The 12,573-nt window shown below is 32.4% G+C and carries 10 protein-coding genes; 6 read left to right on the forward strand and 4 right to left on the reverse strand.

The window, feature by feature from the left end; genetic code table 11:
* Window positions 1-61 precede the first annotated feature (61 nt).
* A complete protein-coding gene (locus tag ABD730_RS16525; RefSeq protein ID WP_215927421.1) occupies window positions 62-757 on the forward strand; it encodes a zinc metallopeptidase in 696 nt (231 codons plus the stop codon).
* Between the two features lie 111 nt (window positions 758-868).
* Entirely contained in the window at window positions 869-1,576 is a 708-nt protein-coding gene (locus ABD730_RS16530) for a Bax inhibitor-1/YccA family protein (RefSeq protein WP_334465779.1), read from the forward strand.
* A gap of 382 nt (window positions 1,577-1,958) precedes the next feature.
* Here the strand turns inward: ABD730_RS16530 and ABD730_RS16535 are convergent, their stop codons facing one another.
* Entirely contained in the window at window positions 1,959-3,503 is a 1,545-nt protein-coding gene (locus tag ABD730_RS16535) for an Rne/Rng family ribonuclease (RefSeq protein WP_215926819.1), read from the reverse strand.
* A gap of 306 nt (window positions 3,504-3,809) precedes the next feature.
* Window positions 3,810-4,100 carry an HU family DNA-binding protein gene (locus ABD730_RS16540; protein ID WP_008270198.1) on the reverse strand — a complete coding sequence of 97 codons (291 nt, stop codon included), beginning with the start codon at window positions 4,098-4,100 and terminating at the stop codon, window positions 3,810-3,812.
* Between the two features lie 134 nt (window positions 4,101-4,234).
* Between ABD730_RS16540 and mutY the strand changes: the two genes are divergently transcribed.
* The 4 genes from mutY to gldD all read left to right on the forward strand — a co-directional run bounded on the left by mutY (window position 4,235) and on the right by gldD (window position 7,796).
* The gene (gene mutY, locus ABD730_RS16545) at window positions 4,235-5,275 is read left to right on the forward strand and encodes an A/G-specific adenine glycosylase (protein ID WP_334465795.1); all 1,041 of its coding nucleotides are present in this window, start codon (window positions 4,235-4,237) and stop codon (window positions 5,273-5,275) included.
* Window positions 5,276-5,355: 80 nt separating this feature from the next.
* Window positions 5,356-5,802, forward strand: coding sequence for a single-stranded DNA-binding protein (locus ABD730_RS16550; RefSeq protein ID WP_215926817.1), 447 nt, complete (start codon window positions 5,356-5,358; stop codon window positions 5,800-5,802).
* 23 nt (window positions 5,803-5,825) lie between these two features.
* Window positions 5,826-7,145, forward strand: a complete 1,320-nt coding sequence (locus ABD730_RS16555) for a gliding motility-associated protein GldE (protein ID WP_215926816.1) — start codon at window positions 5,826-5,828, stop codon at window positions 7,143-7,145.
* A gap of 81 nt (window positions 7,146-7,226) precedes the next feature.
* A complete protein-coding gene (gldD, locus tag ABD730_RS16560) occupies window positions 7,227-7,796 on the forward strand; it encodes a gliding motility lipoprotein GldD (protein WP_344716032.1) in 570 nt (189 codons plus the stop codon).
* A gap of 309 nt (window positions 7,797-8,105) precedes the next feature.
* Here gldD and ABD730_RS16565 read toward each other — a convergent pair whose 3' ends face one another.
* A complete protein-coding gene (locus tag ABD730_RS16565) occupies window positions 8,106-10,766 on the reverse strand; it encodes a TonB-dependent receptor (RefSeq protein ID WP_344716033.1) in 2,661 nt (886 codons plus the stop codon).
* A gap of 159 nt (window positions 10,767-10,925) precedes the next feature.
* Entirely contained in the window at window positions 10,926-12,572 is a 1,647-nt protein-coding gene (gene pgi / locus ABD730_RS16570) for a glucose-6-phosphate isomerase (protein ID WP_344716034.1), read from the reverse strand.
* Between the last annotated feature and the right edge of the window lies 1 nt (window position 12,573).

Here is a 12,573-nt window from a genome sequence, read left to right on the forward strand (position 1 = left end):
TTACTATTTGCTATTCATTTAGTAAATTTACATGAATTAAAAATTTCAAATTATGAGTGGAATGCTAGGATATTACATATTAATTGGTGCTATTGCTTTAGTGAGCTGGTTAGTAAGTAGCCAACTTAAACGTAAATTCGCTAAGTACTCTAAAGTACAACTAAGAAATGGCTTATCTGGAAGAGAGATTGCAGAAAAAATGTTGGCTGACAATGGAATTTATGATGTTGAAGTAATTTCTACACCAGGACAATTAACCGATCATTACAATCCAAAAAATAAAACTGTAAACCTAAGTGAATCTGTTTACAACCAAAGAAATGCGGCTTCTGCTGCTGTTGCTGCCCACGAATGTGGACACGCCGTACAACATGCACAAGCTTATAGCGCTTTAGGTATGCGTTCTGCATTAGTACCAATTGTAAGCGTTACGTCTGGAATGTCGCAATGGTTAGTTATTGGTGGTTTAGTTTTAGGAGCTGCAGCAGGAGTTGGTTTAGGTTATTGGGTAGCCGTTGCTGGATTAGTCTTTATGGGCTTTGCAACGCTATTTAGCTTTATCACTTTACCTGTAGAGTATGATGCAAGTAATAGAGCTTTAGCATGGTTAAAGAATAAAAATATGGTAACACCAGAAGAATATAAAGGTTCTGAAGACGCACTTAAATGGGCTGCAAGAACATATTTGGTGGCTGCTATTGGAGCATTGGCCTCTTTATTATATTGGGCACTTCAGGTGTTTGGAGGTAGAGACTAACAGCTTAAAACATATAAACACAATTAAAGCTCTGATTACTCAGAGCTTTTTTATTTGAATTACAACTGAAATTACATACATTAGTTAAACTAATCAATTTTTAAATTTAAAATGGAAAATCAATTCCCCGAAAAAATAATGGTCAATAGCCTTTCAGAAGTTGATCGTGTTGCTTTTTACAAAAAAACATATTCACATGTTGCTGCAGGTGTACTTGTCTTTGTGTTATTTGAGTATTTACTCTTACAAAGTGAAACTGTAGTTGAGTTTATGTTATCTATGACACAAGGCTATAAATGGCTATTAATGTTAGGTGGTTTTATGCTAGCAACCAATTATGCCGAAGGTATGGCAATGCGTACAACAGATAGAAACAAACAATATTTAGCTTACGGAATTTATATCTTTTTTGAAGCTTTAATTTTTGTACCTATGCTATATATTGTTACAGAATTAATGGGACCTGAGGGCTCAGATCTTCTTTACCAAGCCTCTATAGTAACCTTAGCCCTATTTACAGGATTATCTGCAACCGTACTAATGACAAAAACTGATTTTTCATTTCTAAAAACAGGATTAACCATTGGTTTCTTTATTGCTATTGGATTAATAATTGCAGGTTCCTTATTTGGTTTTGACTTAGGCTTATGGTTTTCTGTAGGTATGTGTTTATTAGCCGGAGGATCTATCTTATACCAAACATCTAATTTAGTAAAAACTTATGGTGTTGAAGATTACATTCCTGCAGCCTTAGGCTTATTTGCGTCTTTAATGTTATTATTTTGGTATATCCTTAGAATTTTTATGTCTAGAGATTAATTTAAAATGGTCTCTAACAATAAAGCCTAACTAAAATTTTTAGTTAGGCTTTATTGTTACATATTTTATTTTATCCTGTTTTTTATTAAAAAAGCGAAACAAATGGTAATATACCATACAATGTTATTAAACCTGTTGTTTTCTATACTCTATAAGTGCCGTAAATTTGCACCCGCTTTAAAAAGCCCAAGATAGATAAATATAAAGATTATGAAAACAAGTAACAGAACAGTAGCAGAAAGTAAAGTAGGAACAAAAACTTTAAAATTTAGTAATTCAAGTGCCATTGTTTGGAATACGAAAAGACGTTACAAATAAATACAAACCCATATTAAAACAAAAAGCCCAACTAAAATTTTTAGTTGGGCTTTTCTAATAGATATTATTTGATTTTGTTACCATTTTTATCAAAAAAATGATATTCAAGATAAGTGTAAGCATCTCTAGGTAAAACTTTTACCCATTTTTTATGTTCAAAAAACCACTTTGAACGCACTGATGGAAACCCTTTGGTTAAAAAGGCTGCTATAAAAGGGTGTGTATTAAGTGTTACCTTTTTATAGTCTTTTTTGAAAATACGTTGTAAATCTTGATTAATACGTTCTACCACTTTAATTGGTGCTTCGATTTCATCTCCTCCTACTAAATTCGGATTTTCTTCTTTCGTTTTAATATTGCGTTCTGGCCTAACGCGTTGTCTGGTGATTTGCACTAATCCAAACTTACTCGGCGGCAATATTTTGTGCTTTGCTTTATCATCTTTCATCTCATCTCTAAGATAATTATAAAGCTTTTTTCTATTTTCTGCTTTGCCCATATCTATAAAATCGACAACGATAATGCCTCCCATATCACGTAATCGTAATTGGCGAGCAATTTCTTGGGCTGAAATCATGTTGACTTCTAAAGCAGTGTCTTCTTGGTTTTTCTCTTTATTAGAGCGATTACCACTGTTTACATCTACAACATGAAGGGCTTCGGTATGTTCTATTACCAAGTAAGCGCCTTTTGCCATAGAGACAGTTCTACCAAATGATGTTTTAATCTGACGTTCTATGCCATATTTTTCAAAAATTGGAACACCATTTTTATAGTACTTCACTATAGATTCTTTTTTTGGTGCAATTTGCTGCACATAATCTTTTACTTGTACATACATTTCTTCATCATCTACAACAATACCAGAGAATGAATCGTTAAAAATATCTCTCAAAATTGAGGATGCTTTATTCATTTCTCCCAATACTTTTGTTGGGTGATGTGCTTTGTACAGTTTTTTACACATTGCTGTCCATCGATCCAGCAAATTTTGTAAATCAGTATCGAGCTCGGCAACTTTTTTGCCTTCTGCTACGGTACGAATAATAACTCCAAACCCTTTAGGTGTAATACTTTTTACGAGTCTTTTTAAGCGGTCTTTTTCTTCTTGCGATTCAATTTTTTGTGAAATTGAAATACGATTAGAAAATGGTACCAAGACAATGTATCTTCCTGCAATAGACAATTCTGAGCTAATGCGTGGTCCCTTTGTAGAGATTGGTTCTTTTACTACTTGTACTAATATGGATTGATTCGATTTTATGGCATTCGCAATGCTGCCATTTTTATCTAAATCCTTTTCCATAGGAAAGTCTTTAAGGGTGTAATCCCTTAATTTCCCTGTGCTTACACGCTTAATGAATTTTAAAAGCGAAGGCAATTGCGGTCCTAGATCATGATAGTGTAAAAAACCATCTTTCTCATACCCTACGTTTACAAACGCAGCGTTTAGACCAGGCATAACTTTACGGATTTTGGCAATAAAAATATCGCCTACCGCAAAGTCATTGTCCTCTTCGTCTTTGTGTAATTCAATAAGTTTTCCATCTTTTAATAAGGCAAAATCAACAATATCTGAACTCGATCTTACGATTAATTCTTTGTTCATAATGTTAATTTATATCTAGCTCTTCATTGAGTTAGATGGAGTTTACTAAATTATTTGACACAGGATGTAATATCCAACAAACCATGGCATACTCTATTAAATACACCAGATTCTATATCAAAGAACGTTTCTTTAAAACTGAAAAAAGTAGTTATAAAACTACTTTTAACAATTTATTTCTTTTTATGACGATTAGCGCGTCTACGTTTTTTACGCTTGTGCGTCGCTACCTTGTGTCTTTTTCTTTTTTTACCACTTGGCATAATAAATAATTCTTTTTAATTAATATTTTGTTTAAATGCTTTCTTAGTTAACCTCAACATTAGATTTAACACCTTCTAAAAATACTTTAGCTGGCTTAAATGCAGGAATGTTATGAGCAGGAATTTTTATTGTAGTATTCTTTGAAATATTACGACCTGTTTTTTCAGCTCTTGTTTTAATAATGAAACTTCCGAAACCTCTTAAGTATACGTTATCTCCGCTTTCTAAAGATGTTTTTACTTCTTCCATAAAGGTTTCAACAGTTGCTTGTACGTCACCTTTTTCAATACCTAACTTGTCAGATATTTTTGCTACCAAATCGGCTTTTGTCATTGTTATTAGTTTTAGGGTTACTTTAAATTCTAAGGGATTGCAAATATAGGTAATTTAATTTCAATAGTTCAAACGTAATTAATTAAAATTTAACACAATAAACATTTAATTTTGTTTTTCATTAAAAACACTAAATGGATTTCAACCTCAAACTAATTAACTGGTACTCAGTCAAAAAAAGAGAATTACCTTGGCGAAAAACTAGTAATCCGTATTACATTTGGCTATCAGAAATAATTTTACAACAAACACAAGTTAAGCAAGGATTACCTTATTATGACGCATTTGTTACCAAATATCCTACAATTTTTGACCTTGCTGAAGCTTCTGAAACATCCGTTTTAAAATTATGGCAAGGATTAGGATATTATTCTAGAGCTAGAAATCTTCATACAGCAGCAAAATATATTGTTAATGAATTAGAGGGTCAATTTCCAAACACTTATAAAGACTTACTTAAGTTAAAAGGGGTTGGAGATTATACAGCAAGTGCTATTGCATCTATTGCATTTGGTGAAGTTGCTGCTGTAGTAGATGGTAATGTATATCGTGTACTCTCTCGTTATTTTGGAATTGATACTGCTATAAATTCAACTTTAGGTATTAAAGAATTTAAGTCTTTAGCAGCTTCTCTAATAAGCAAAGATCAACCTGCCACATACAACCAAGCTATCATGGAGTTTGGCGCGCTGCAATGCAAACCTAAAAATCCCGATTGTACAACGTGCCCACTTGCATCGGGTTGTGTAGCACTTCAGAAAAAACTAGTCGATACGCTTCCTGTAAAATTGAAAAAAACTAAAGTTACCACTAAATATTTCAACTTTTTAGTCTGTATAGACCCTAATAAAAAGGTTCTTTTTGAAAAACGTACTAAAAAAGGAATTTGGCAAAACCTCTATCAGTTTCCTTTAATTGAATCAGAAAAAAGTCTAAGTATTAATGAATTTGATTTACTAGATATTGAAAACACATTTTTAAAAACAACTCCCTTCGATTACTCTTTATATAATGAAACAGATATTGTTCACAAATTATCTCACCAACATCTGTATACTAAATTCTGGATTATTGAAACAGAACACTTACCAAAAGAAGCAATTTCTATTGAATCACTAACAAAATATCCTGCTCCAGTGCTTATTAGCAACTTTTTACATAAGTTCACATTTTAGAATCTTAAAGAAATCACATTTTTTTATTACTTTTAATGGAGTACTTTCAAAAAGACTAACTTTACAAAAAATAAATAATTATGGCTGGAACATTAAATAAAGTGATGCTCATCGGAAACTTAGGTGACGAAGTAAAAATGCATTATTTTGATGATAAAAATTGTGTTGGTCGTTTTCCTATTGCCACTAGCGAATCTTACGTAAATAAGCAAACAAACGAACGCATAACCAATACAGAATGGCACAATATTGTGGTTAGAAATAAAGCGGCTGAAATTTGTGAAAAATACCTTACTAAAGGTGATAAAGTTTATATTGAAGGTAGAATAAAAACTAGAAAATGGACAGATGATAAAGGTATGGATCGTTATTCTACAGAAATTCAATGTGATGAATTTACATTCTTAACACCTAAGAATGACCAACAACAATCCAATAAACCTAACACGCAAAATACCAATCCTCAACCACAACAACCTGCACCAACAAATGCAGAACCAGAGGGAGATGATGATTTACCATTCTAACCAACTTTTAAACTAACCTTATCTTGGACCCAGAACCCACGGTTTTAATTTCACATTTAGTAGTTATCAGTAGCTCGTTTATAACAAGTATTATCATTCTTATTATTTTATTAATGTGTTCTGCTTTAATTTCTGGAGCTGAAGTTGCTTTATTTTCACTTACCAAATCTAATATAGATGAAGGTATAGAAAAAAAATCTCCTGCAATGTTAATTATTGCAACACTTTTAGAACGCCCAAAAAAATTATTAGCCACCATATTAGTTGCTAATAATTTTATAAATATTGCTATTGTTCTATTGTTTGCATATATAGGAGAAACGCTTTTTAGCAGTATTACAAGTACCTTGTTTAGGTTTTTAGTTGAAGTTGTTTCGGCAACATTCTTAATATTATTATTTGGAGAAATTATTCCTAAAATTTACGCGAGTAGAAATAGTGTAAAATTTTCTTCTTTTATGGCAAGACCATTACGCTTTTTAGATGTGGTTTTTTCTCCTTTAAGTTTACCAATGCGCTTTGTAACCATTCAAATTCAGAATAAATTTGGGAAACAACGCTCTAATCTTAGTGTAGACCAGTTGTCTCAAGCCCTAGAATTGACCAACGACGAAGACACCACAAAGGAAGAACAAAAACTATTACAAGGTATTGTATCGTTTGGAAACACAGATACCAAACAGGTAATGCGACCTCGAATGGATTTGTTTGCTCTAAATATAAACACGCCTTATGAAACCATTATAAAAGAAATTATTGACAATGGTTACTCTCGTATTCCGGTATATGAAGAAAACATCGATACGATTAAAGGAGTGCTTTACGTTAAGGATTTATTACCACATTTAAATAAGAAAACATTTGATTGGACCACCATTTTACGAGAACCTTTCTTTGTACCAGAAAACAAGAAATTAGATGATTTAATGGTAGAATTTCAAACCAAAAAAGTACATCTTGCTGTGGTTGTTGATGAATACGGAGGTACCTCTGGATTGGTGTCTCTTGAAGATATTATTGAAGAAATTGTTGGAGATATTAGTGACGAATATGATGATGACGATTTAATCTATACCAAATTAAACAATAACAATTATAGCTTTGAAGGCAAGACTCCTCTTAAAGATGTATATAAAATAGTTGGTATTGAAGATGATATTGAACTTTTTGAAGCTCGGAAAGGAGAAGCAGAAACACTTGCAGGTTTTGTTTTAGAAATTTCAGGTGGCTTCCCAAGAATAGGAAGTAAAATAAATTTTGAAAATTACGTTTTTACAGTAGAAGCTTTAGAACGTAAGCGTATTAAACAAATAAAACTTACGTTATTAGGGACACACGTTTAAAACGAGCACATTACACATTATCCAATAAGGTGATAATAACTAAAATAATACGTGTCCTACAAAAACAATAAATACAAACACATGAAACGCATAGTTCTTCCCATTTTAAGTTTATTAATGTTAAGCTGTGGAGATGATCCATTACCAAAACCAAAAGGCTATTTAAGACTCGAATATCCAAAAGCCGTCTATAAAAAAGCTACAGTTCCATTACCGTTTTCTTTTGAAAAAAATGAACTTTCGGATCCTATAAAGTTTGTAAAATCTACGGCAGACATTAAAGGCATTGATGTTAATTATCCTTCTTTAAAGGCTACAATTTATCTCACCTATAAAGAAGTAAAAGATGGAAACTTAGAGAAGTTGTTACGAGATGCTCAAAACCTTACTCAAAAACACACCATGAAAGCAGATGAGATTGCACAAGGTGAATTTGTAAATGCTGAAAAGCAGGTTTATGGAATGTTTTATGAAATTGGAGGCGATGCTGCATCACAATCTCAATTTTATGTTACAGATAGCACCAATCATTTTTTAAGTGGTTCGCTTTATTTCTATGCTAAACCTAATTACGATTCTATTTATCCTGCTTCAGAGTATCTAAAAAAAGATATTAAGCGTATTATGGAGAGTGTTGAGTGGAAAGATTAAACTCTTAGTCCATTTCAAATTAGTATTGTTAAACAAATCTTGAGAATAAGCCCTCTAAGCATGAATCAGGGATTAGCTTAATCATTTATCCATTCCAAAAATTAACGGCATTTAGCTAGACTTATTAGCCTTAAACCAGCAACAACTAAAGCTTGTTTGCTTTACAATTAAATGGTATTTGACAGACAACTTAGATTCTTGTATAATCTTATTTAATGAACTACTATTTTATAGTTATGAAAATAGCACAACAAAAAAAAGACAGCCAAATGGCTGTCTTTTTTTATTATAGTTTATGCTTTACAAACTTTAGAAGTTATAACGTAAACTCGCATTGAAAGTTCTTCCAATACCTAAATAGTAACCAAATGCATCTTTTTGGTTGATATAAGCTTCGTTAAATAAATTATATATGTTAGCTCTAAATGTTAACGGGTTATCTCCTAAAGAAAACTTATAAGTTATACCAGCATCTGCTAAAGTATAAGCTGGTAATTTTACAGATTCATAAATCTCATTAGATAAAGCAGCATCAGCTACATCTGCAGGATCTACAAACTCATATAAACCAGAGTAAATATTGTAATCCATATCTACAGAAAGTCCTTTTGCAACATCAGCTCTAAAACCAAAACCAAAAGATGTTTGAGGAGCATTACCAATTTTAACATTTGTTAAATCTACATTACCATCAGTTGTGATAAAATCACCTGTATCATCATTTTGTAATGTATATGGTGTTTCACCATCATATTTCCAATTTCCAATAGAACCAAATGCTCTAAAAGACCAAGACCCACCATATGGACGGTATTCCATATCAAACTCAATACCATTGTGTCTTTGGGTTACATCTGTTAATCTATAAGTACTAAATTCATCATCACCAGAAACCTGACCATCTTCACCATCAATAATACCATCAGCACCTGGCTGAACTGGTCCATTTATAGAAAGAAATCTATTACCCCATTCTGTACTATAAACATCAATATTAACTCTTAATGTTTTATTTTTAAAACGGTAACCCGCTTCAAAACCTGTAATCTCTTCATTATCTACATCTGGCTCAGCAAGTGCATTATCATATCTAATATCTGTAAAAATATTATCTAAGAAAGGCTGACGAGAGTAAAAACCTGCATTAGCAAAAACAGAGTGCTCTGTATTAATTTTATAAGCAGCACCACCTTTAATGTTATAACCTTGTTTAGTTACTTTATCTGACTTACCTAAACCATTTCCTCGTCCTGTAAAAAATCCTTCTCTTTGGTAAGATTGTGTAGAAACAGCACCTTGAATAAATGCAGAGAAGTTATCATTAGAATACTCTGCTTGACCAAAAGCACCTAAATACTGAATTACTTCTTCATAGTTGTAATCATATCTTTGATCATTATCAGCAGAATTAAATAAAGCAGACCATGGATCAGCATCAAAAGTTTCTGTAATTACATAATCACTTGGGCGATCAGTTCTAAAATTATCGTTATAACCATCTAAACCTAATGTGTTTTCTAATTGTCTAAAGTGAATACCGTTATAAGTTCTAGCATCAATACCAAAATTCATTGACCAGTTTTCGTTAGCATCGTACTGTAAGTTAGAAAGTAAACCATACCAGTTATGACTGTTCATTGAAGAACGTCTTAAATAAGAATCTCCAAACGTACCATATTGACCTCCATTAATAGTTGTTGCACTAGCAATGTTGTTTTCTTCGATTTGATCAAAGTCAATTTCTTCAGCATTTAAACCATCTCCACCAACTCTAACTCTACCGTTACCAACATTACCTGTTCCACCACCACGTCCCCATGATGCATATAATACTGTAGATAAATCTAATTTATCATTGATATCAAAATCCCAGTTTAAGTTAGCCACTGGCTTGTGATAGAAGTTACGACGTTCTGTATAACGCTCACCTTCATAAAAACCTGAATTACTGTTTGCTTTTTCTCCATATTCTTGATAAAACTCAAGATCTTGAGAGAAATTTTGGTCGTGCCATTGAGGTGCACCAGTCAATAAGAAGTTAAATGTGTGAGTTTCGTTTGGCTTATAACCTACAGAGAACATATAATTTTGTCCTTGACCAGCTGTACCAATTGAGTATTTTCTATGTGCTTGCCAGTGATCTAATAATACAGAAAAAGCCCATCCTTTTTCGTTTATACCAGAATCATAACTAACAGTACTTTTAACATAACTATCGTTACCTCCTAAAAACCTTACAAATCCTCCTTTTTGTTTGTCTGTAGTTTTAGAAACAATGTTTACTGTACCACCAACAGAAGAAATCGCTAATTTAGAAGATCCTAAACCTCTTTGAACCTGTACTACGTTAGCTACATCTGACATACCAGACCAGTTAGACCAGTACATTCTACCATCTTCCATACCATTAATTGGCTGACCGTTTAATAAATAAGCGGTATTAGTTTGATCAAAACCTCTTAAGAAAATTTGACTATCACCAAATCCACCAGCTTGGTTTGAAACATAAACAGAAGGTGTGTTTTTCATAGCTTCACCAAATTCAACATTACCAGAAGATTTTAATTGAATATCTCTACCTCTAATAGTAGAAACAGCGACAGGTGTTTCTCTACTATTAGCTAAATCAATAACTCCTGTACCAACAACAACAACTTCATCTAAAGTATTGTCAGGGTTTAAAGCTATAGTACCTAAATCTACACTTCCACTAAACTTAACTATTTTAGTTTGAAAACCTACATAAGAGATTGCTATTTCACCAGAGTTAGAATTAACTGATAATACAAAATTACCATCAAAATCTGTATCAACTCCGTTTGAAGTTCCTCTTTCAAGAATATTCGCACCTGGAAGCGGCGAGTTTGTTTCAGCATCTATTACTTTACCTTTAATAGAGCTTTGAGCGTATGCAATTGTTGTTAAGCCTGTCAAAACAACAACACATAAAAAAAGACTAAATTTTTTCATATAAAATTTCAGTTAATTGGTTTTTATCAGCGCAAAATTACGCATTACAATAGCTAAAACATTAACTCAATGTTAACAATTAAGCCTTACGAAGATAAATATAGAATCAACAACTTTAACGCATTAACAGTTAAAATTACTAAAACTTTTTAACAATTTTTAACAATTTTTCTTATAAAAAGCCAATAAATTTTGCGTAGAAGCATCATGATTAGCGTCTGTACTAACATCAGTTAGCTCATTTAGTATAGATTTAGCGAGTTGTTTACCTAATTCTACACCAAATTGATCATAACTATAAATGTTCCAAACAATACCTTGTACAAAAATTTTGTGCTCGTACATAGCTATGAGTTTCCCTAAACTCTTTGGTGTTAACTTTTGAATTAACAATGACGTTGTTGGTTTATTACCTTCAAACACTTTAAAAGGCAGCAATTTAGACATCTCTTCTTGCGACAATGATTGCCCTTTTAATTCCGACAAGACCTCCTCTTCAGTCTTACCATTCATTAAGGCTTCGGTTTGCGCAAAGTAATTAGACATTAATTTATTATGATGATCTTTATTACCATGTAACGACTCAACATAACCAATAAAATCTGTTGGAATTAACTTTGTACCTTGATGTATTAACTGAAAAAACGCATGTTGCGAATTTGTACCTGGCTCTCCCCAAATTATGGTTCCTGTCTGGTAGTTTACCTTGTTCCCATTTCTATCTACACTTTTTCCATTGCTCTCCATAATACCTTGTTGAAGGTAAGTCGCAAATTGATTTAAGTATTGTGTGTATGGAATTATAGCTTCACTTTCGGCATTAAAAAAATTATTATACCAAACCGTCAATAATGCTGAAATAACAGGTATATTTTGGTTAAAATCTGTCGTTTTAAAATGCTCATCCATTTGATGTGCTCCTTCTAAAAGGCTTTCAAAATGCTTGTAGCCTAAAGCTAAACTTATAGAAAGACCAACAGCACTCCACAATGAAAAACGACCACCAACCCAATCTTTCATAGGGAAAATATTAGCTTCGTCTATTCCAAATGCTTTTACACTTTTAATATTTGTAGAAACCGCTACAAAATGTTTAGACACTGCTTCTTGTGGTAACGACTTTAAAAACCAAGCTCTAATTGAATTGGCATTAGATAAGGTTTCTTGTGTTGTAAATGTTTTTGAAACTATTACAAATAATGTTGTTTCGGGATTTAACGTTTTAATAACCTCTTGATAGTGGTCTCCATCTACATTACTTACAAAGTGTGTATTTAGATGATTTTTATAATATTGAAGCGAATCTACAACCATTGCTGGCCCAAGGTCTGAACCACCAATCCCAATGTTTACAACATCTGTAATAGCTTTACCTGTAAAGCCCTTGTGCTTACCACTTACAACTGAATTGGTAAACGCTTCTATTTTTTGTTTTACTTCATAAATTTCAGGAATCACATTTTCACCATCTACAAAAACCGCTGCATCTTTAGGTGCTCTTAACGCTGTATGTAAAACAGCTCTTCCTTCTGTAGCATTGATGACGTCTCCTTCAAAATATTTTGAAATTGCACCTTTTAAATCCAACTCGTTTGCTAACGCAACCAATAAATCAATTGTTTCTGTAGTGATTCTATTTTTAGAAAAATCAACATAAAAATCTTCCCATTGTACAGTTAGTTTATTTGCTCTTTCAGCATCAGAGCTAAATACATCTTTTAAATGCTGAGACGCAATAGATTCAAAATGCGCTTGTAATTGTTTCCACGCTTTTGTAGTGGTTGGGTTGGTTGCTTTTAATGCCATT

Source organism: Winogradskyella damuponensis (assembly GCF_039538385.1).
Taxonomy (GTDB): domain Bacteria; phylum Bacteroidota; class Bacteroidia; order Flavobacteriales; family Flavobacteriaceae; genus Winogradskyella; species Winogradskyella damuponensis.